The sequence below is a fragment of the Streptomyces sp. NPDC051987 genome (assembly GCF_040680735.1).
Taxonomy (GTDB): domain Bacteria; phylum Actinomycetota; class Actinomycetes; order Streptomycetales; family Streptomycetaceae; genus Streptomyces.
Genome location: NZ_JBFAXI010000128.1, coordinates 1 through 20,079, shown reverse-complemented (window position 1 = coordinate 20,079; position 20,079 = coordinate 1). Strand labels below are relative to the sequence as shown.

General features: G+C 71.8%; 17 protein-coding genes. 14 read left to right on the top strand and 3 right to left on the bottom strand.

All coding sequences use genetic code 11. The features are described from left to right. Nucleotides 1-160: 160 nt before the first annotated feature. The gene (locus AB0M11_RS38050; RefSeq protein ID WP_365712931.1) at nucleotides 161-1,672 is read right to left on the bottom strand and encodes an MFS transporter; all 1,512 of its coding nucleotides are present in this window, start codon (nucleotides 1,670-1,672) and stop codon (nucleotides 161-163) included. Nucleotides 1,673-1,769: 97 nt separating this feature from the next. Here AB0M11_RS38050 and AB0M11_RS38045 point away from each other — a divergent pair, with 97 nt between their 5' ends. After that, complete coding sequence (locus AB0M11_RS38045) at nucleotides 1,770-2,345, top strand: TetR/AcrR family transcriptional regulator (RefSeq protein ID WP_365712929.1); 576 nt, start codon at nucleotides 1,770-1,772, stop codon at nucleotides 2,343-2,345. A gap of 47 nt (nucleotides 2,346-2,392) precedes the next feature. On the opposite strand, the gene AB0M11_RS38040 is transcribed toward AB0M11_RS38045, so the two are convergent. After that, entirely contained in the window at nucleotides 2,393-3,691 is a 1,299-nt protein-coding gene (locus AB0M11_RS38040; RefSeq protein WP_365712927.1) for a helix-turn-helix domain-containing protein, read from the bottom strand. Between the two features lie 142 nt (nucleotides 3,692-3,833). Between AB0M11_RS38040 and AB0M11_RS38035 the strand changes: the two genes are divergently transcribed. The 4 genes from AB0M11_RS38035 to AB0M11_RS38020 all read left to right on the top strand — a co-directional run bounded on the left by AB0M11_RS38035 (nucleotide 3,834) and on the right by AB0M11_RS38020 (nucleotide 7,038). Then, nucleotides 3,834-4,760, top strand: a complete 927-nt coding sequence (locus AB0M11_RS38035) for a proline dehydrogenase family protein (RefSeq protein ID WP_365712924.1) — start codon at nucleotides 3,834-3,836, stop codon at nucleotides 4,758-4,760. Then, nucleotides 4,753-4,917: a hypothetical protein gene (locus AB0M11_RS38030; protein WP_365712922.1), complete on the top strand. Its 165-nt coding sequence runs from the start codon at nucleotides 4,753-4,755 to the stop codon at nucleotides 4,915-4,917. Before AB0M11_RS38035 ends, AB0M11_RS38030 begins: the two co-directional genes overlap by 8 nt. Nucleotides 4,918-4,976: 59 nt before the next feature. Continuing rightward, nucleotides 4,977-6,608 carry an L-glutamate gamma-semialdehyde dehydrogenase gene (gene pruA, locus AB0M11_RS38025; protein ID WP_365712920.1) on the top strand — a complete coding sequence of 544 codons (1,632 nt, stop codon included), beginning with the start codon at nucleotides 4,977-4,979 and terminating at the stop codon, nucleotides 6,606-6,608. Between the two features lie 298 nt (nucleotides 6,609-6,906). Beyond that, nucleotides 6,907-7,038 (top strand): hypothetical protein, encoded by a 132-nt coding sequence (locus AB0M11_RS38020; protein WP_015493350.1) that lies wholly within the window; start codon nucleotides 6,907-6,909, stop codon nucleotides 7,036-7,038. 114 nt (nucleotides 7,039-7,152) lie between these two features. On the opposite strand, the gene AB0M11_RS38015 is transcribed toward AB0M11_RS38020, so the two are convergent. After that, nucleotides 7,153-8,709, bottom strand: a complete 1,557-nt coding sequence (locus tag AB0M11_RS38015; RefSeq protein WP_365712918.1) for a fibronectin type III domain-containing protein — start codon at nucleotides 8,707-8,709, stop codon at nucleotides 7,153-7,155. A 132-nt stretch (nucleotides 8,710-8,841) separates the two neighbouring features. On the opposite strand from AB0M11_RS38015, the gene AB0M11_RS38010 reads away from it, so the two are divergent. The 9 genes from AB0M11_RS38010 (at nucleotide 8,842) to cimA (ending at nucleotide 19,937) form a co-directional block, all read left to right on the top strand. Then, nucleotides 8,842-9,885, top strand: a complete 1,044-nt coding sequence (locus tag AB0M11_RS38010; RefSeq protein WP_365712916.1) for a 3-isopropylmalate dehydrogenase — start codon at nucleotides 8,842-8,844, stop codon at nucleotides 9,883-9,885. 240 nt (nucleotides 9,886-10,125) lie between these two features. Continuing rightward, nucleotides 10,126-11,214, top strand: a complete 1,089-nt coding sequence (locus AB0M11_RS38005) for a branched-chain amino acid aminotransferase (protein ID WP_365712914.1) — start codon at nucleotides 10,126-10,128, stop codon at nucleotides 11,212-11,214. Nucleotides 11,215-11,295: 81 nt separating this feature from the next. After that, the gene (locus AB0M11_RS38000; protein ID WP_365712912.1) at nucleotides 11,296-12,369 is read left to right on the top strand and encodes a hypothetical protein; all 1,074 of its coding nucleotides are present in this window, start codon (nucleotides 11,296-11,298) and stop codon (nucleotides 12,367-12,369) included. Between the two features lie 19 nt (nucleotides 12,370-12,388). After that, nucleotides 12,389-13,690 (top strand): lysine 2,3-aminomutase, encoded by a 1,302-nt coding sequence (locus AB0M11_RS37995; RefSeq protein ID WP_365712910.1) that lies wholly within the window; start codon nucleotides 12,389-12,391, stop codon nucleotides 13,688-13,690. A gap of 262 nt (nucleotides 13,691-13,952) precedes the next feature. Then, on the top strand, nucleotides 13,953-14,651 hold the full coding sequence (ureA, locus tag AB0M11_RS37990; protein WP_365712908.1) for an urease subunit gamma: 699 nt from the start codon (nucleotides 13,953-13,955) through the stop codon (nucleotides 14,649-14,651). After that, on the top strand, nucleotides 14,648-16,360 hold the full coding sequence (locus AB0M11_RS37985; protein WP_365712906.1) for an urease subunit alpha: 1,713 nt from the start codon (nucleotides 14,648-14,650) through the stop codon (nucleotides 16,358-16,360). The genes ureA and AB0M11_RS37985 overlap by 4 nt, the downstream gene beginning before the upstream one ends. 9 nt (nucleotides 16,361-16,369) lie before the next feature. Beyond that, a complete protein-coding gene (locus AB0M11_RS37980; protein WP_365712904.1) occupies nucleotides 16,370-17,407 on the top strand; it encodes an agmatine deiminase family protein in 1,038 nt (345 codons plus the stop codon). A 9-nt stretch (nucleotides 17,408-17,416) separates the two neighbouring features. After that, on the top strand, nucleotides 17,417-18,016 hold the full coding sequence (locus AB0M11_RS37975; protein ID WP_365712902.1) for a TetR/AcrR family transcriptional regulator: 600 nt from the start codon (nucleotides 17,417-17,419) through the stop codon (nucleotides 18,014-18,016). Nucleotides 18,017-18,326: 310 nt separating this feature from the next. Next, on the top strand, nucleotides 18,327-19,937 hold the full coding sequence (gene cimA, locus AB0M11_RS37970) for a citramalate synthase (protein WP_365712900.1): 1,611 nt from the start codon (nucleotides 18,327-18,329) through the stop codon (nucleotides 19,935-19,937). The last annotated feature ends 142 nt before the right edge of the window (nucleotides 19,938-20,079 follow it).

Genomic DNA, 20,079 nt, shown 5'->3' with positions numbered 1-20,079 from the left:
CCGCCCACCCCACTCGGTGGGCTGGAAGGATCGAGTCATGTCCTCAAACGCCGGACGGGCTGAGTGTATCACCCCGACCGGCGTTTGTGTGCTCACCCCCTCCGCGGCTGGATGCTCATCCCCTCCCCGCTGGATGGTCACCGCTTCCGCGGCTGGATGGTCATCGCCTCCGCAGCGTCGTCCCCGCCGCCACCGCCGCCAGCACCAGCAGTACCGCCCCCGCGATCGCCGCGCCCTGCATCCCGCTGGTGAACGCCTCCCGGGCGGTGCGGGTCAGGGCCTCTCCCGCGGGGCCCGGCAGCCGGCTCGCGGTGGCCAGCGCGCCGCCCAGTGTCTCGCGGGCGCCGGCCGGGGCCGTGGCCGGCATCTCGTGGCGGTAGACCGCCGTGCCGATCGACCCCAGCACGGCCATGCCGAGCGCCCCGCCGAACTCCGAAGCCGTCTCCAGCAGGGAGGACGCCGTGCCGGCCCGTTCCACCGGCGCGGCGGTCATCGCGAGGTCGGTCAGCTGGGACATGATCGCGACCATCCCGCAGGCCAGGACGCCGGCGCCGACCAGGACCAGCCACAGCGAGTCGGTGCCGACCAGGGCGAGCAGCACGAACCCGGCCGCCATGGCCGCGAAGCCGCCCGCGACGACGAGTCCGCGGTCCGCGCCCCGCTGCACCAGCTGTGCGGTGAGCGGCCCCGCGGCCCCGATGAACACCGAGGGCAGCAGGCTCCACAGCGCCGCCGCGAGCGGACTCATCCCGAGGACCGACTGCAGGTACTGCGTGGTGAAGATCGCCGAACCCATCATGGCGAGCGAGGCGACCAGGTTCAGGACCAGCGCCGGGGTGAAGCCGTGCCCCTTGAGCAGGGCCGGGGGGATCAGCGGGGAGCCGGTGGTGCGCTGGCGGTGGACGAAGAGGGCGGCGAAGAGCAGGCCGACGGTGAGCGAGACGACGTAGAGCGGGTGCCAGCCCTCGGAGGGGATCTCCTTGACGCCGTAGACGACGGGGAGCACGGCGGCCATCGAGAGCGGGACGCTCAGCCAGTCGAAGCGGCCGGGGGAGGGGTTCCTGGACTCCGGGAGCAGGAACGGGCCGACGAGCAGGAGCAGGGCCATCGCGGGCAGGTTGACCAGGAAGACCGAGCCCCACCAGAAGTGCTCGACGAGGATGCCGCTCATCACCGAGCCGAGCGCGATCCCGCCCGTCATCACGCCGGACCACAGGCCGATCGCCTTGGCGCGCTGGCCGGGGTCGGTGAACATCGTGCGCAGCAGGGCCATCGTCGACGGCATCAGGGTCGCGCCGCCGATGCCGAGGATCGCACGGGCGGCGATCAGGGTCCCGGCGCTGTCCGCGTACGCGGCGAGCAGCGAGGCGCCGCCGAAGGCCGCGGCCCCGCACAGCAGCAGGCGGCGGCGGCCGATGCGGTCGCCCAGCGCGCCCATCGTCATCAGCAGGCCGGCCAGGACGAAGCCGTAGATGTCGAGGATCCACAGCTGCTGGGTGCCGCTCGGTGCCAGGTCCGCGCCGATCGCCGGCAGCGCGAAGTAGAGGACCGAGACGTCCATCGAGACCAGCAGCAGCGGAAGCATCAGCACGCCGAGTGCGGTCCATTCACGGCGCCCGGCAAGGGATGCGGGCTCGGGTGTGGTCGTGGTCGGGCTCGTCGGGTTCGTCATGCCAAGGAATGTACGGGCGTATTAAACGCTTGTCTAGAACGAATGTATAAGCCATGCGTATAGGACGGTTGTATGGATCTCGGGGTAGGGTGGCCGCATGGGACACCGTGAGGATCTGCTCGAAGGCGCCAAGCGCTGCCTGCTGGAGAAGGGGTTCGCGCGGACGACGGCGCGCGACATCGTCAGGGAGTCGGGGACCAACCTCGCCTCCATCGGCTACCACTACGGGTCGAAGGACGCGCTCCTCGCCCAGGCCTACATCGCGCTGGTGGAGGAGCTCTCCTTCGAGGGCGGCGACGGCGGGCTGACCGGAGCGCCCGGCTCCCTCGAACGGTTCCGCGAGGTCTGGACGAACATCGTCGCCAGCATGCGCGAGCCCGGCACGATGTGGCGGCTCAGTGTGGAGATCATGGCGATGGGCGACCAGCTGCCCGAGGTGCGGGACCAGCTGGCCCGCGCCCAGCGTGAGGGCGGCCGCGGACTGACCTCGCTGATGATGGGCGTCCCCGAGGAGGAGGTCTCCGACGAGACCGCGGACACCCTCGGCCGCTTCTACATGACCCTGATGTCGGGCCTGATCTCCGCATGGACCTTCGACCCGAAGACCGCACCCGACGGCGACGCGCTCACCGAGGGGCTTCGCCAGGTCATCGAGGCCGCCGGCCGGAGCTGACGCGCGCTGCCCTTCGCCGGCCGGGCGCTCGGCCGGCGAAGCCCGGCTCAGGCGAGCCGGGCGCTCTTCAGCGCCATGTGCAGCAGCAGCCGGTCCTCGCCGTCGTCCAGGTCGAGGCCGGTGAGCTGTTCGACCCGGGAGAGGCGGTAGTACAGGGTCTGCCGGTGGATGCCGAGGGCCGTGGCCGTCCGGCCCGCCTGGCCCGCGTGGTCGAGGTAGACCTCGGCGGTGCGGGCCAGCTCATGGTGGGCCGGGGTGAGCAGCGGCGCCACGGCCCGGTCCTGGGAGGCCTCCGGCGGCAGCGCGGTCAGCAGGCGGTAGGGGCCGATCTCCGCCCACCGCGCGACCGGCCCGAACCGCGGCTCCGCCAGCGCGGCACGGGCGGCGGCCGCCGCCTCCTGCCAGACCGCGCCCAGCTCGGCCAGCCCGGTGCGGGCCCCGCCCACGCCCGCGGCGCGGTCCTGCGCCGCCGGGACCGGTGCCGCGAGCCCCGCAGCCACCGCCGCAGCCGTCCGTGCGCCGGCCCCCCGCGCGGCCGCCGTACGAACCTCCTCCGCCTCCCTGAGCAGCCGGGCGGCGGCCGTCAGGGCGGCGGTGGCGGTGTCCGTGCTGCGCAGCCGGACCAGCACGGCGAGACAGTGGCCGGTGGCGCCCCAGGGCAGCGCGCACAGCGCGATGGCGTGCGGGACCGTGCGCGGGGAGGGGGCGTCGTCCGGGTCGGTGGACGGCCAGGGGGCGACACAGACCAGGGTGTGCGGGCCGTCCGCTCGGGCGCCGAGGGCGGTGCGCAGCTCGGCCACCGCCATCTCCCGCTGCCAGCCGCCCTCCGCGACCAGCACCGCCCGCAGCTCCCGGCCCAGCCCCGCCCCCGCCTGCGCCTCGTCCGCGAGCAGCGCCCCGATCCGCCCGGCCACTCCCATGGCGGCGGCCAGCTGGGCGTCCGTCGGGCCGGGCTCGGAGTCGAGCAGCCAGACGTAGCCGAGGACGACACCCCGATGGCGTACCGGCAGGCAGATCCGCCCCCGGTACACGCCGGCCTCCGGGGTCGGCGGGATCCGGACCGGCGCGGAGGCCCGGGTGATGCCGAAGCCCTCGAACCAGGTGCGGACCGCCGCCGTGGAACGCCGGGTCAGGATCGAGCGGGTGCGGACCGGGTCCAGTGCCGACGGATCGAGGTCGCCCTCACTGTCGTACGCGCCGAAGGCGATCAGCTCGAAGTCGCGGTTCTCCAAGGTCGCCGGGACGCCCAGCAGCTCCGAGATCTCGTCGACCAGCTCCTGGTAGTCACCCCTGAATTCCGACGTCACCCGGGCATTCTCCCGCACTTCCCGGCCGCCTTCATACATCTGTCTGAGATCTCGGGCACGGATGCGTGACAGCTGTCGATGGCCCACGATCGGAGGGATCCTTACCTTTCACGGTGGTTCCCCGTGCCGTGTCCACATCCTCGGATCGCGGCCTGTCCGGCATGTGTTGTGGAGGTGCCCCGTGCTGGGTCCCGTGATTCTCGCCGCGTCGCGCAGCGACCGGATGCGACGTCTGATCTCGGCGGCCCCGGTGACGAAGCAGGTCGTCGACCGCTTCATCCCCGGGGAGTCGGTCGCCGACATCCTCCCGGTCATCGAGGACCTCACGGCCCGCGGCCTGGAGCTGACGATGGACGTCGTCGGCGAGGACATCACCACCCCCGAGCAGGCCACCGCGGCCCGGGACGCCTACCTGGCGCTGGTTGACCGGCTGGGCGAGCTGGGTCTGGGTGAGCGCGTCGAGATGTCGGTCAAGCTGTCCATGTTCGGGCAGTCCCTCCCCGGCGGCCACGAGCTGGCGCTCGCCAACGTCCGACCGGTGGTCGAGGCCGCCGCCGCCATCGGTACGACCGTCACCCTCGACGCCGAGGACCACACCACCCTCGACTCGATGTTCGCCATCCACGAGGAACTGCGCCGGGACTTCCCGCAGACCGGCTGCGTCATCCAGGCCTACCTCTTCCGCACCGAGGCCGACGCCCGCAGACTCGCCGCCGCCGGCAGCCGGGTCCGCCTGGTCAAGGGCGCCTACAAGGAGCCCGCCGAGGTCGCCTACCAGCAAAAACACGAGATCGACAAGGCGTACGTGCGGATCCTGCGGACCCTGATGGAGGGCGCGGGGTACCCGATGGTCGGCTCCCACGACCCGCGCCTGATCTCCATCGCCCAGGAACTCGCCCGGCGCGCCGGGCGCAAGCCCGACGAGTACGAGTTCCAGATGCTGTACGGCATCCGCGGCGACGAACACCTCCGCCTGGCCGCCGAGGGCCACCGGATGCGCGTCTACACCGCGTACGGCACCGACTGGTACGGCTACTTCATGCGCAGGCTCGCGGAGAAGCCGGCGAACCTGCGCTTCTTCCTGCGGAGCATGATCACTCATGACTGACGCGACAGACCTGTGCCGCGGCTTCGGCCGGGGGGCCGGCCCGCGGCGAAGCCGCAGTCGGATGCTGCGGCCCCCGGGAAGACGCAGTATGCGCAGGCTCGCGGAGAAGCCGGCGAACCTGCGCTTCTTCCTGCGCTCGATGGTCAGCAAGGGCTGATCCCCGCCACGCCGCGACAAGCCTCAACACCCGCTCACGTACAAGGAGTTACGGATCCCATGGACGCTGTGACCCAGGTCCCCGCCCCCGTCAACGAGCCGGTGCACGGCTATGCCCCCGGCTCGGCCGAGCGCGCCCGGCTGGAGGTGAAGCTCAAGGAGCTCGCAGAGAACCCGATCGAGCTGTCGATGACCATCGGCGGCGAGAAGAGGCTCGGCGGCGGTGAGCCTTTCCAGGTGGTGCAGCCGCACAACCACAAGGCCGTCATCGGCACCGGCCGGCACGCCACCCAGCAGGACGCGCGGGACGCGATCGACGCGGCCCTCGCCGCCGCGCCCGCCTGGCGTGCGATGTCGTTCGACGATCGCGCGGCGATCATCCTGCGCGCCGCCGAACTGCTCGCCGGCCCCTGGCGCGAGACCATCGCCGCCTCCACGATGCTCGGCCAGTCCAAGACCGCCCAGCAGGCCGAGATCGACTCGCCCTGCGAGCTGGTCGACTTCTGGCGGTTCAACGTCCACTACGCCCGCCAGATCCTCGCCGAGCAGCCCCCGGCCAACTCCCCGGGGGTGTGGAACCGTCTCGACCACCGCCCGCTGGAGGGCTTCGTCTACGCGATCACGCCGTTCAACTTCACCGCGATCGCCGGCAACCTGCCCACCGCGCCCGCCCTCATGGGCAACGTCGTGGTGTGGAAGCCGTCGCCGACCCAGACCCACGCGGCCGTGCTGCTCATGCGGCTGCTGGAGGAGGCGGGCCTGCCCAAGGGCGTCATCAACCTGGCCACCGGCGACGGCATCGAGGTGTCGAAGGTCGCCCTCGAACACCGCGACCTGGCCGGCATCCACTTCACCGGCTCCACCAAGACCTTCCAGTACCTGTGGAAGACGGTCGGCAACAACATCGAGAAGTACCGCTCGTACCCGCGCCTGGTCGGCGAGACGGGCGGCAAGGACTTCCTCGTCGCCCACCCGAGCGCCGACCGGGCCGTCCTCAAGACGGCGCTCACCCGCGGCGCCTTCGAGTACCAGGGCCAGAAGTGCTCCGCGACCTCCCGCGCCTACATCCCCGCGTCCATCTGGAACGACGGCTTCCGCGAGGAGTTCACCGCCGAGGTCGACTACCTGACCATGGGTGACGTCACCGACCTGTCGAACTTCATCGGCGCCGTGATCGACGAGCGTGCCTTCGCCAAGAGCAAGGCCGCCATCGACCGCGCGAAGACCGACCCGTCCTGCGAGATCGTCGCGGGCGGCTCCTACGACGACTCGGTCGGCTGGTTCGTCCGCCCGACGGTCGTCGTCTGCGACGACCCGGAGAACGAGGTCTTCCGCACCGAGTACTTCGGCCCGTTCCTCGCCGTGCACGTCTACGAGGACGACCGGTACGACGAGATGCTGACCCAGATGGAGTCGGTGTCGGACTACGCGCTGACCGGCTCGGTCATCGCGGGTGACCGCGCGGCGGCCGCGTACACGATGGAGAAGCTGCGCTACGCGGCCGGCAACTTCTACATCAACGACAAGTCGACCGGCGCCGTCGTCGGCCAGCAGCCCTTCGGCGGCGGCCGTGCCTCCGGCACCAACGACAAGGCAGGTGCCCCGCAGAACCTGCTGCGCTGGACCCTGACCCGCGCGATCAAGGAGACCCTGGTCCCGCCGACCGACTACGCGTACCCCCACATGGGCTGAGCCTCAGCCCTCCCGAGCGACGGGCCGGGAAGCCTGACCCACGAGCAGGCTTCCCGGCCCGTCCCGCTGGGCGGCACCGCCCTCGCCGTCTCAGATAGTAGGAAGTCCGAGTAATTGTGCAGACAGAAGCGGGCCGCTCCCTTATTTTTGTAGAAGCCGAACGTCTCGCTAGATCAAGCGAATGGCGGTCGTGAGCCGGGCCCCGTGCAGGCAACCCCTGCGGCACCGCTCCCCGCCCCTTCCGGCGTCTCGTATCCCCCCTTGCCGTACTCCACGTATGTCGAAGGAGTCGATTCCCATGGCCGAGACGACCGTCCGCCGCCGCGTCCGCCACGTGTCCCGCACGAGCGAGTCCGACCGCAAGAACGCAGCCGCCGCCCTCCAGCGCGCCCTCGACCGCCGGGACAACGGCGGCGAGACCGGCCACTGAGCCGTTGACGCGCCGTTGACGCACCCCGGCCGACACGTGTAACAACCCGTTCGACGGGAGCCGCACCCGCACGGGGTACGGCGCGGCCGGGACAGCCGCGCCGTACCCTGCGGATCACCGCCCGCGCCGCACCTCGAAGTGGTCGATCCGCGCACCGCTCTGCGCCAGTGCCGACACCCGCAGCCTCGGGGTGGCACCCGCCTCCGCCTCGACCCTGAGGAAGGAGAAGCCGGCGTAGCGCACCCGCGACCACTCCACCGTCTCGGCCACGTTGTGCTGCCCCTTCGCCCAGTGGAAGGTGTCCACCGGCTCGTGCCGGGTGACGTGCCCCTCGTAGCTGTCCCTGACCCCCGAGGGGAACCCGTACAGGTCACGCCCGCCGCCGCCCGCCGTGACGTGGACGATGCCGTCCCGCGTCGGGTCCGTCGAGCCGCCGACCGGGACCGCGCGGCCGACGTTGCCGTCCCGCACCGCGTCCGTGCGCTCGTAGACGTGGTTGTGACCGTTGATCACCAGGTCCACCTGGTACCTGGCGAACAGCGGCAGCCAGGCCGCCCGGATCCCGCCGTCGGAGGCGTGCGAGGACGTCGAGTACGCGCAGTGGTGGAAGAAGACGACGACGAACTCCACCCCTTTCGTGGCCCGCAGTTCCCTGAGCTTCCGCTCCAGCCACACCGTCTGCCGGCTGCCGCTGTAGCCGAGGTTGGCGGGGATCTCGTACGACACGTCGTTCGCGTCCAGCGCCACGAAGCCGACGTTGCCGTAGGTGAACGCGTAGACGCCGGGTGCCCCGTGCGGGTCGAAGCCGTTGTCCGGGAGGGCGAACCGGGCGTACTGGCCGCCGTAGCCGTCGGGGGAGTACCAGGCCTCCATGTCGTGGTTGCCGGTCGTCACCATCCAGGGCACGGACCGCGCCACCGGCTCGTTCTGCTGCAGGAACCGGTCCCACTCCCGGGCGTCGTAGCCGTCCGAGGTCTTCCCCGCGCCGTTGCCGTCCGCGTAGCAGATGTCGCCCGCGTGCAGGTGGAAGGCCGGGTTCTGCTTCAGCAGCGCGTCGTCGCTCGCCTTCCCGGCCCGGCTGACGCCCTGGTCGCCGAAGGCCGTGAAAACGAACCGCTCCGGGCGCGCGGGGGCGGTGCGGAACGGGGCGATGGCGGCGCGGTGGTCGGCGGCGGCCGGGTCCCAGCCGTCGTGGCCGACGCCGTAGTAGTACGTGGTGCCGGGCGTGAGGCGGTCCAGGGCCGCGTGCACGTAGTACTGCTCGACCACCGGGCGCACCCCCGGTACCCCGGGCGTGTGCAGGTGGCGGATCTCCGCGGCGACGCGGCTGCCCAGCCGGTCCGGGCGCGTCCCGATCCGCACGAACGGCCGGCGCACCGCGGACGGCACCTGCCAGGAGATCCGCAGCTGCGTCCGCGGATCGGCGCCGAAGGCGAGGTGGCGGCCGAACGGCACCGCCGCCGCACCGCGGACCGCCGAGGTCGCCGGTGCCGGGCTCGCCGACCTCGCCGAGGTCCCGGAACAGCCGGCCACCAGCCCGCCGCCCGCCACCGCGCCCGCCGTCACCAGGGTGCGGCGGCTCACCAGCCGGGCACGCAGGTACTCGTACTGCTCGGCCATGCTCAGCCGGGCGGCGAGCCGCGGCGGGATGCCGAAGTCAGGGATCTCCATACGCGCAACGATTCCCAGCGCACGCCAACAGCAGCCACACGTACGGGTGAACGCCGGTCGACGGAACGCCACCCGCTGTCCGCATGCCGGACGTCGCATGTCATCCCATGGGACGAGGGGTAGGGTGCCGACATGTCTCGCAGCATCGATCTCGCAGTGATCCCCGGTGACGGCATCGGGCAGGAAGTCGTGGCCGAAGGCCTCAAGGTCCTCTCCGCCGTCCTCCCCGAGGACGTGAAGCTGGAGACCAAGGAGTACGACTTCGGCGCCAGGCGCTACCACGCCACCGGTGAGACCCTCACCGACGCCGACCTCGACGCGCTGAAGCAGCACGACGCCATCCTGCTGGGCGCCATCGGCGACCCGAGCGTCCCCTCCGGCGTCCTGGAGCGCGGCTTCCTGCTCAAGCTCCGCTTCGCCTTCGACCACCACGTCAACCTGCGCCCGTCGAAGCTGCTCCCGGGTGTCGCCACCCCGCTGGCCGGCGAGCCGCAGATCGACTTCGTCGTGGTCCGCGAGGGCACCGAGGGACCGTACACCGGCAACGGCGGCACCATCCGCAAGGGCACCGAGCACGAGGTCGCCACCGAGGTGTCCGTCAACACGGCCTTCGGCGTCGAGCGCGTCGTCCGGGACGCCTTCGTCCGCGCCCAGGCCCGCCCGCGCAAGAAGCTCACGCTGGTCCACAAGAACAACGTGCTGACCTTCGCCGGGCACCTGTGGACGAACATCTTCACCAAGGTGGCCGCGGAGTTCCCGGAGGTCACCACGGACTACATCCACGTCGACGCGGCGACGATCTACCTCGTCACCGACCCCGGCCGGTTCGACGTGATCGTGACAGACAACCTCTTCGGCGACATCATCACCGACCTCGCCGCGGCCGTCTCCGGCGGCATCGGCGTCGCGGCGAGCGGGAACATCAACCCCTCCCGCGAATTCCCCTCCATGTTCGAGCCGGTCCACGGTTCCGCGCCCGACATCGCCGGCCAGGGCAAGGCCGACCCGACCGCCACGGTCCTGTCCGTCGCCCTCCTGCTGCGCCACCTCGGCTACGACGCCGAGGCCGCGCGTGTCGAGGAGGCGGTCACCGCCGACCTCACCGAGCGCCAGGGCGCGCCCGCCCGCTCCACCTCGGAGATCGGCGACGCGCTCGCCGCACGAGTAGCCGGCTGACCCGCCGAGCTTCCGCCCTCCCCAAGAAGCCGCCGGGTCGCACCAGCGCTCGGCGGCTTCCCCATGCCTGCCGCCGGGTGCCACCATCGACCCCGGGTCCGCATTCACCCCGATTCCTTCCACCCCGGCCCCCGCGCGATAATCGAACGCGGAGCCGCGCCGTGAGGGAATGCTCGGACGTCCTATGACACAGGGTGTGAGCGCGGCCCATCACTACGACCGGTGAAGGACACCTAACTCATGACGACGCCCACGATCGAGCTCAAGCCGTCCGCGCACCCGACCGCCGCCGCCGAGCGCGAGGCGATCCTGGCCAACCCCGGATTCGGCCGCCACTTCACCGACCACATGGTGACGATCAAGTGGACCGAGGGCCGCGGCTGGCACGACGGACAGCTCGTTCCGTACGCGCCGATCCCCCTCGACCCGGCCACCAACGTCCTGCACTACGCCCAGGAGATCTTCGAGGGCCTGAAGGCCTACCGCCGCCCCGACGGCACGGTGGCCACCTTCCGTCCCGACCAGAACGCCAAGCGCTTCCAGCGTTCCGCCCGCCGCCTCGCCATGCCCGAGCTGCCGGTGGAGACCTTCATCGAGGCCTGTGACCTGCTGGTCCAGCAGGACAAGGAGTGGGTCCCGGCGCATGGCGGCGAGGAGTCCCTCTACCTGCGCCCCTTCATGATCGCCACCGAGGTCGGCCTGGGCGTCAAGCCGGCCAACGAGTACCTCTTCCTGGTCATCGCCTCCCCGGCCGGCGCCTACTTCCCCGGCGGCGTGCGGCCGGTCTCCATCTGGGCCTCCGAGGACCGCGTCCGCGCCGTCCCCGGCGGCATGGGCGACGCCAAGACCGGCGGCAACTACGCGGCCTCCCTGCTCGCCCAGGCCGAGGCCGCCGCCCAGGGCTGCGACCAGGTCTGCTACCTCGACGCGGTCGAGCACAAGTGGGTGGAGGAGCTGGGCGGCATGAACCTGTACTTCGTGTACGGGAACAAGATCGTCACCCCGACCCTGACCGGCTCCATCCTCGAAGGCGTCACCCGCGACTCCCTCCTCACCGTCGCCCGCGACCTCGGCTACGAGTCCGAGGAGGCCCGGGTCTCCATCGACCAGTGGCAGCGCGACTCCGAGAACGGCACCCTCACCGAGGTCTTCGCCTGCGGCACCGCCGCCGTGATCACCCCGGTCGGCACCGTCAAGCGCACCGGCGCCGAGTGGCAGCAGTCCGGCGGTGAGCCCGGCGAGGTCACCCTCAGGCTCCGCGAGGCCCTCCTCGACATCCAGCGCGGCAAGGCCGAGGACAGGCACGGCTGGATGCACCAGCTCGGCTGATCGATCTTCAGTCGCCCGTTCGGCGCGTATCACCTCCCCCGTAGGGGTATCTCCTGATTCCACACGGGGGAGGGAGCACGCGTGAGCGGACGGTCGCCGATGCCACGGCTGCGCTGGCTGATGCGCACGTTACGTACCCCGCGCCGCCCGCAGAGCCTCACCGTGCTCGCCCTGCTCACCGCCGTCGCGGGCGTGCTGCTGTGGCGCGCCTCGACGATGGACAACTACGGGCAGAACCTCGCCCTCAACCTCGGCACCGACATCGTCGGCGTGGTCGTCACCGTGTTCGTCATCGGCCCGCTGATCTCCCGGGCCCAGGAGGGCCGGGTCCGCGAGCACACCCGGCTGGACTACGAGTGGTTCGCCTCCCAGGTGTACGGTGCGACGTCCAACGTGAAGGTCCTGGACACCTTCTCCAATCTGTTCGGGCCGCAGTTCTCCGAACGGCTGTTCCGGGGCGTCAGATCCGCCACCGCGAGCGGCGCCCGGGTGCAGATCCTGCTGCTGGACCCGGACTCCCTCGCGGTCATCCTGCGCGGCCGCGAACTGGGCGAGCAGAGCGCCGACATCCGCCGCGACATCATGCGCAACCTGCGCACCCTGGACGACTTCGCGCGCCGCCTGGACGCCGCCTCCCGGCAGCTCCTGGAGGTCCGGCTCTGCTCGACCTCCCCCGGTGTCACCCTCTACCGCTGGGACGAGCGCTGCCTGGTCTCCTTCCTGACGGTGGGCCGGCTCTCCGGCGAGGGGGTCCAGCTGGAGGTCGCGGTCCGCTCCCCGCTGGGCACCTTCGTGGAGCAGCGCTTCGACGAACTGTGGGGGCAGGGCAAGCCGATGGAACGGTTCACCCGGCTCCCCGTCACCCTCGTCGACGCCACCGACGGGCGACGGGAGTTCGTCTGCCGCTTCGTCTACCTCGACGACCGCCTGTACGTCGCCGCCCCCGACCTCGTCACCTACCTGGCCCGCCACCGGCTCGACCAACTCAGCGCCTACAGCGACGCGCTGAGCGGGGCCGGCGCCCACGACGTCATCGTGGTGGACGACGAGACCGAGCTGCATCGGCGGCTCATCCACCACTTCGGGGAGAAGTACGATGCGCACGCGACCGCCTTCGTGGAGTTGCGGCCGTCCACGGTCCTGGTCACGGAATGAACAGAGGGCCCCGCCACACATGAGCTCAGCGCACCACCCCCGTTTCCGCGCCTTCACGCCCCGTGACCTGGACGGACTGCTCCGGCGCGTCTCCCTGACGGACGATCAGCGGCTGGCCCTGCGGGCGGTCTCCTCGGTCCTGCCGTTCCGCACGAACGCGTACGTCGTCGACGAGCTGATCGACTGGTCGGCCGTACCCGAGGACCCGGTCTTCCGGCTGACCTTCCCGCAGGCCGGGATGCTGCCCGCGCCCGATGTCCGCCGGATGGGCGACCTGCTGGTCCGGCAGGCGCCGCGCGCCGAGATCCAGCGCGCCGCGCACGAGATCCGGATGCGGCTCAACCCGCACCCTTCCGGACAGCTCGACGCCAACGTCCCCGTGCACGAGGGGCGGCGGCTGACCGGCCTGCAGCACAAGTACCCGGAGACCCTGCTGGTCTTCCCCCGCCAGGGCCAGACCTGCCATGCCTACTGCACCTACTGCTTCCGCTGGCCGCAGTTCGTGGGCGAGGCGGACCTGCGCATCGCGACGGACGACATCGCGGCCACCGACTCCTACCTGCGCGTCCATCCCGAGGTGGCCAGCGTCCTGGTCACGGGGGGTGACCCGCTGGTGATGAGCACGGCGGTGCTGCGCCGGTACGTCGAGCCCCTGCTGCGGATCGACACCGTCCGCTCGATCCGCGTCGGCACCAAGTCCCTCGCCTTCTGGCCGTACCGCTTCACCACCGACCGCGACGCCGACGACCTGCTGCGCCTGTTCGAGGAGGTGGTGGCGAGCGGCCGGCACCTGGCCCTGATGGCCCACTTCACGCACCCGCAGGAGCTGCGGCCGCCCGTCGTCCGGGCGGCGATGCGGCGCGTCCGCGACACCGGGGCCGTGATCCGCTGCCAGGGCCCGCTGGTGGCCGGGATCAATGACAGCGCGGACGCCTGGGCGCGGCTGTGGGAGGAGACGACCACGCTGGGGGCGGTGCCGTACTACCAGTTCGTGGAGCGGGACACCGGTCCCCAGGGCTACTTCGGCGTCCCGCTGGCCCGCGGCCACGCCGTCTTCCGTGACGCCTACGCCCGCGTCTCCGGCCTCGCCCGCACGGTCCGCGGCCCGGTCATGTCCGCGATGCCGGGCAAGGTGTGCGTGGACGGCGTCACGGAGGTGGCCGGCGAGAAGGTCTTCGCGCTCCACCTGATCCAGGCCCGCGACCCGGACCTGGTCGGGCGGCCGTTCTTCGCCGCGTACGACGAAGGGGCGACGTGGTTCACGGACCTCAAGCCGGCGTTCGGGGCGAGCAGGTTCCTGCCGGGGCTGGAGCCTGGGTGAGGGGCGGCGGACGTTGTCGGGTGCGGCGCCGTGCGGGTGCGGCCTTCTGGGGGCTGCGCCCCCAGACCCCCCTTCGGCCGTGAACGGCCTCGTCCTCAGACGCCGGACGGGCCGAGATGGGGTGCCGACCGGCTTCGTGGTTAGAGCAACGTTCAATACGGTGACCTGGAGCTCGATGGCGGCGGTTCCCTTCTCCTGGTCGGGCATTTAGAGTGTTGCTCTAACCTGGGCTGGGTGAGAGGAAGCGAAGGAGGTGCCGGGCGTGCGGCTGACTCCCACGGAACGTGACCGGCTGCTGCTGTTCGGGGCCGCCGAGCTGGCGCGGGCCCGGCGGGCGCGGGGGCTTCGGCTCAACGTGCCGGAGGCCACCGCGTTGATCGCGGACACGGTCTGCGAGGCCGCGCGGGACGGCCGGCGGCTCGGCGAGGCGATCGAGGCGGCCCGTGCCGTGCTCGGCCCGGCCGACGTGCTGCCCGGCGTCGCCGACATCGTCACCGAGGTGCACGTCGAGGCCGTCTTCGACGACGGGTCGAGGCTCGCCGTGGTCACCGACCCGATCAGGGGCGGGGGACTGGGCGAGGACGCGCCCGGCGCCCTGCTGCCCGGGCCCGAGCACACCGAACCGGCCGCGGTCGTACGGCTGACGGTCACCAACACCGCGCCCGTCCCGGTCTCCGTCACCTCGCACTTCCACTTCTTCGAGGCCAACCCGCGCCTCGACTTCGACCGCGCCGCGGCCTACGGTCTGCGGCTCGCCGTACCCGCCGGGTCGTCCGTGCGGTTCGGGCCGGGGGAGTCGCTGGAGATCGGTCTCGTGCCGATCGGCGGCGGCCGGGTCGCCGTCGGCTTCGCGGGACTCGTCGACGGACCGCTGGACGCGCCCGGCGCCCGCGAGGAGGCGCTGCGCCGCGCCGCCGCCTGCGGATACCTGGGCGTTCGAGAACAGGAGGCCGGGCGATGAGCCGTCCCGGAGGGCATCCCGCCGAGGCGCGCCGCCTCACCCCGCACGAGTATGCGGCCACCCACGGGCCCCGCGCCGGTGACCGGGTCCGCCTCGGGGACTCGGGGCTGGTGATCCGGGTCGAGGACGACTCCCAGCGCCACGGGGACGAGTTCCTGGCCGGATTCGGCAAGACCGCCCGGGACGGGCTGCACCTCAAGGCCGCCGCGGTCCGGGACACCTGTGACGTCGTGATCAGCAACGTCGTCGTGATCGACGCCGTGCTGGGGATCCGGAAGGTGTCCATCGGCATCCGCGAGGGGCGGATCTGCGCGATCGGGCGGGCCGGGAACCCGGACACCCTCGACGGGGTCGACGTCGTCGTCGGCACCGGCACCTCGATCGTCTCCGGGGAGGGGCTCATCGCCACCGCCGGGGCCGTCGACACGCACGTCCATCTGCTGTCGCCGCGCATCATGGAGGCCTCGCTGGCCTCCGGCGTGACCACGATCATCGGGCAGGAGTTCGGGCCGGTGTGGGGCGTCGGCGTCAACTCGCCCTGGGCGCTGCGGCACGCGTTCGGCGCCTTCGACGCCTGGCCGGTCAACATCGGCTTCCTCGGGCGGGGTTCGTCCTCGCACCGGGCGCCGCTGGTCGAGGCCCTCGCCGAAGGGGGCGCCTGCGGCTTCAAGGTGCACGAGGACATGGGCGCCCACACCCGGGCGCTGGACACGGCGCTGCGGGTCGCCGAGGAGCACGACGTCCAGGTCGCCCTGCACAGCGACGGGCTGAACGAGTGCCTGTCGGTCGAGGACACCCTCCGGGTGCTGGAGGGCCGCACCATCCACGCCTTCCACATCGAGGGCTGCGGCGGCGGACACGTGCCCAACGTCCTGAAGATGGCCGGTGTCCCGCATGTCATCGGCTCCTCCACCAACCCCACCCTGCCCTTCGGCCGGGACGCGGTCGCCGAGCACTACGGCATGATCGTCTCCGTCCACGACCTGAAGACCGACCTGCCCGGCGACGCCGCCATGGCCCGCGACCGCATCCGCGCCGGGACCATGGGCGCCGAGGACGTGCTGCACGACCTGGGCGCCATCGGCATCACCTCGTCCGACGCGCAGGGCATGGGCCGGGCCGGGGAGACCGTGCGCCGTACCTTCGCCATGGCCGGCAAGATGAAGGCCGAGCTCGGTGCCCCGGACGACGGCCACGACAACGAGCGTGTGCTCCGCTACATCGCCAAGCTGACCATCAACCCGGCCATCGCGCACGGGCTCGCGCACGAGGTCGGCTCGATCGAGGTCGGCAAGCTCGCCGACATCGTGCTGTGGGCGCCGGAGTACTTCGGGGCCAAGCCGCAGTTGGTGCTGAAGGCCGGCTTCCCGGCGTTCGGCGTCACCGGCGACCCGAACGCGGCCACCGACACCTGCGAACCCCTCGTTCTGGGACCGCAGTTCGGGGCGCACGGCGCCACCCCGGCCGAGATCTCCGTGGCGTTCGTGGCCCAGGCCGCCCTCGACCAGGGCCACGACACCCTGCCCACCCGGCGCCGCCGGGTCGCCGTCCGAGGCACCCGCGGCATCGGCCCGGCCGACCTGCGGCGCAACTGCCGTACCGGAGCGGTCGACGTCGACCAGCGCACCGGCCTGGTCACCCTCGACGGCGAGCCGCTGCACTCCGAGCCGGCCGACTCCGTCCCCCTCAACCGCCTGTACTTCCTCTGAAGGACCCCCATGAACAAGGCAGCCGCCGACGGCTTCCGCATGCCCGCCGAGTGGACCCCGCACGAGCGCACCTGGATGGCGTGGCCGGGCCCCAACCCCACCTTCGACGACCCCGGCGACCTTCTCGCCGCCCGCACGGCCTGGGCGTCGGTGGCCCGTACGGTCCTCCGCTTCGAACCGGTGACGGTGGTGTGCGGCCCCGGCCAGTCGGCCGACGCGCGGGCGCTGCTCGGCCCCGGCGTCGACACCGTCGAGCGCGAGCTGGACGACGCCTGGATGCGCGACATCGGCCCCACCTTCCTCACGAACGGGCGCGAACTGGCCGCCGTGGACTGGACGTTCAACGGCTGGGGTGCCCAGCACTGGGCCCGTTGGGAGCACGACGCGAAGATCGCCGCGCAGGTCGCGGACCTGGCGGGCGCGCGGACGTACGCCTCGCGGCTGGTCAACGAGGGCGGCGCGATCCATGTCGACGGCGAGGGCACCGTCCTGCTGACGGAGAGCGTGCAGCTCGGTCCCGAGCGCAACCCGGGCTGGACCAGGGAGGAGGTCGAGGCCGAGATCCACGCGATGCTCGGCACCGTCAAGGCGATCTGGCTGCCGCGCGGCCTCACCGCCGACTACCCCCCGCACGGCTTCGGCACCCTCGGGCACGTCGACATCGTCGCCGCCTTCGCCCGCCCCGGCGTCGTGGTGGCGCACTCCCAGCCCGATCCGGCGCACCCCGACCACGAAGTGACCCGGGAGGTCATCGGTCTGCTGCGGTCCCGGACCGACGCCCGGGGCCGCCCGCTGGAGGTGGTGGAGGTGCCGGCCCCGACCGCCCTGGAGGCCGACGGGCACTGGGCCGACTACTCCTACATCAACCACTACCTCTGCAACGGCGGGGTGGTGCTGTGCGGCTTCGACGACCCCCGTGACGAGACCGCCGCCGGGATCTTCCGCCGCCTGTTCCCGGAGCGGACGGTGACGCTGGTGGACGCCCGTACGATCTTCTCCGGCGGGGGCGGTGTCCACTGCATCACGCAACAGCAGCCGAGGATCTAGGAGCCGAGGATGGCCGGTGGGCGCAGACAGGCCCCGCCCCGCGAGAACGTGCTCGCCGCCGCCATGACGATGATCGCCGAACGGGGCCTGGAGAAGCTGACCATGGCCGCGCTCGGCCGCGAGGTCGGCATGAGCAGCGGCCATCTCCTGTACTACTTCCACTCCAAGGACGAACTGCTGCTCCAGACCCTGGAGTGGAGCGAGGGCCGGCTGGGTGCCGAGCGCGGCCGGCTTCTCACCCGGCCCGGCACCGCCCGCGAACGCCTCGACGCCTACGTCGACCTGTACGTCCCCCACGGGCACCGGGACCCGCACTGGACGCTCTGGCTGGAGGTCTGGAACCGCTCGCAGAACGCCGACGAGGCGGCCCGGGACCGGCAGGCCGCCATCGAGGGCGCCTGGCACCGCGACCTCGTGGCGCTGGTCGCCGAGGGCGTCTCGCGCGGCGAGTTCCGGCCCCTCGACCCCGACCGGTTCGCCGCCCGCCTGCGCGCCCTGCTCGACGGCTTCTCCATCCATGTGGCGATCGGGCTGCGCGGCACGGACCGGGCACAGGTCCTCGGCCACGTGCGGGACTTCCTGGCGGCGGAGCTCCTCGCGGACGCGTGACGGACTGCACAGTGTTCGCATCATGAGACGGACGGTGAGCACGGGGGCGGTCTGTGCCAGACTGCCCCCGTGCTCTCGTTCGCCATGATTATTGGCAGCAGGCGCGCCGGTCCGCAGTGACCACCACGTACGACCAGGTGCGGGTGGCCATCGTCGTCCTCGACCCGCGCGCAGACCTCTCGCACCCGCGAGGGGTTTTTTCGTTTTCCGGCCCACCTTCAGCCGGGAGACGGGCGCGAGGGACCATGGAGGCACGGTGGAGCCGGTCATTCCGGTACGACCGAGATTCGACATCAGGAGCCTTGAGACCATGACCGAGACGGAAACCAACGAGCTGGACGACTCGTTCCACGTCTTCGACACCACGCTGCGCGACGGCGCCCAGCGCGAGGGCATCAACCTCACCGTCGCGGACAAGCTGGCCATCGCACGGCACCTGGACGACTTCGGCGTGGGCTTCATCGAGGGCGGCTGGCCGGGCGCCAACCCCCGGGACACCGAGTTCTTCGCCCGCGCCCAGCAGGAGATCGACTTCCAGCACGCCCAACTGGTCGCCTTCGGCGCCACCCGCCGGGCGAACGCCAAGGCGGCGGACGACCCCCAGGTCAGGGCGCTGCTGGAGTCCGGCGCTCCGGTGATCACGCTGGTCGCCAAGTCCCACGACCGGCATGTCGAACTGGCCCTGCGCACCACCCTCGACGAGAACCTGGAGATGGTCCGCGACACGGTGTCCTTCCTGAAGGACCAGGGCCGCCGGGTCTTCGTCGACTGCGAGCACTTCTTCGACGGCTACCGCGCCAACCCCGAGTACGCGAAGGCGGTCGTACGGGCGGCCTCGGACGCCGGCGCCGACGTCGTCATCCTCTGCGACACCAACGGCGGCATGCTCCCCGCCCAGGTCAACGCGGTCGTCTCCACCGTCCTCGCGGACACCGGGGCCCGGCTCGGCATCCACGCCCAGGACGACACCGGCTGCGCGGTGGCGAACACCCTGGCCGCCGTCGACGCGGGCGCGACCCACGTCCAGTGCACCGCGAACGGCTACGGCGAGCGCGTCGGCAACGCCAACCTGTTCCCGGTCGTCGCCGCCCTGGAGCTGAAGTACGGCAAGAAGGTGCTGCCGGACGGCCGCCTGCGCGAGATGACGAGGATCTCCCACGCCATCGCCGAGGTCGTCAACCTCACCCCCTCCACCCACCAGCCCTACGTGGGTGTCTCGGCCTTCGCCCACAAGGCGGGCCTGCACGCCTCCGCGATCAAGGTCGACCCGGACCTCTACCAGCACACCGACCCGGCCCTCGTCGGCAACACCATGCGCATGCTGGTCTCCGACATGGCCGGCCGCGCCTCGGTGGAGCTCAAGGGCAAGGAGCTCGGCGTCGACCTCGGCGACGACCGCGAGCTGGTCGGCCGGGTGGTGGAGCGGGTCAAGGAACGCGAACTCAGGGGTTACACCTACGAAGCCGCCGACGCCTCCTTCGAGCTCCTGCTGCGCGCCGAGGTCGAGGGCAAACCGCGCTCGTACTTCCGCGTCGAGTCCTGGCGGGCCATCGTCGAGGACCGCCCCGACGGCACCCACGCCAACGAGGCCACGGTCAAGCTCTGGGCCAAGAGCGAGCGGATCGTCGCCACCGCCGAGGGCAACGGCCCGGTCAACGCCCTCGACCGCGCCCTGCGCGTGGGCCTGGAGAAGATCTACCCGCAGCTCGCCAAGCTGGACCTGGTCGACTACAAGGTCCGCATCCTGGAGGGCAAGCACGGCACCGAGTCCACCACCCGCGTGCTGATCTCGACCTCCGACGGCAGCGCCGAGTGGTCGACGGTGGGCGTCGCGGAGAACGTCATCGCCGCCTCCTGGCAGGCCCTGGAGGACGCGTACACCTACGGCCTGCTGCGCGCGGGCGTGGAGCCGGCCGAGTAGCCAGGAGCCGGGCCTGCCGCCGCCCCCGCCGTGCCGGAGGCCTGGTGCCGCTCCCGCCGCGCGGAGGCCTGGTGCCGCTCCCGCCGTGCCGGGGGCCGGTGCTCGCCTCCGCCGTGCCGGACGCGGGGCGGACCGCCCGGCG

Coding starts and splice junctions, on each gene's coding strand:
- AB0M11_RS38020 (WP_015493350.1), top strand. CDS start 6,907: ATGGCCGAGACGACCGTCCGCCGCCGCGTCCGCCACGTGTCCCGCACG.
- AB0M11_RS37985 (WP_365712906.1), top strand. CDS start 14,648: ATGAGCCGTCCCGGAGGGCATCCCGCCGAGGCGCGCCGCCTCACCCCG.
- AB0M11_RS38015 (WP_365712918.1), bottom strand. CDS start 8,709: ATGGAGATCCCTGACTTCGGCATCCCGCCGCGGCTCGCCGCCCGGCTG.
- pruA (WP_365712920.1), top strand. CDS start 4,977: ATGGACGCTGTGACCCAGGTCCCCGCCCCCGTCAACGAGCCGGTGCAC.
- AB0M11_RS38010 (WP_365712916.1), top strand. CDS start 8,842: ATGTCTCGCAGCATCGATCTCGCAGTGATCCCCGGTGACGGCATCGGG.
- AB0M11_RS37980 (WP_365712904.1), top strand. CDS start 16,370: ATGAACAAGGCAGCCGCCGACGGCTTCCGCATGCCCGCCGAGTGGACC.
- cimA (WP_365712900.1), top strand. CDS start 18,327: ATGACCGAGACGGAAACCAACGAGCTGGACGACTCGTTCCACGTCTTC.
- AB0M11_RS38040 (WP_365712927.1), bottom strand. CDS start 3,691: ATGTATGAAGGCGGCCGGGAAGTGCGGGAGAATGCCCGGGTGACGTCG.
- AB0M11_RS37995 (WP_365712910.1), top strand. CDS start 12,389: ATGAGCTCAGCGCACCACCCCCGTTTCCGCGCCTTCACGCCCCGTGAC.
- AB0M11_RS38045 (WP_365712929.1), top strand. CDS start 1,770: ATGGGACACCGTGAGGATCTGCTCGAAGGCGCCAAGCGCTGCCTGCTG.
- AB0M11_RS38030 (WP_365712922.1), top strand. CDS start 4,753: ATGACTGACGCGACAGACCTGTGCCGCGGCTTCGGCCGGGGGGCCGGC.
- AB0M11_RS38050 (WP_365712931.1), bottom strand. CDS start 1,672: ATGACGAACCCGACGAGCCCGACCACGACCACACCCGAGCCCGCATCC.
- AB0M11_RS37975 (WP_365712902.1), top strand. CDS start 17,417: ATGGCCGGTGGGCGCAGACAGGCCCCGCCCCGCGAGAACGTGCTCGCC.
- AB0M11_RS38005 (WP_365712914.1), top strand. CDS start 10,126: ATGACGACGCCCACGATCGAGCTCAAGCCGTCCGCGCACCCGACCGCC.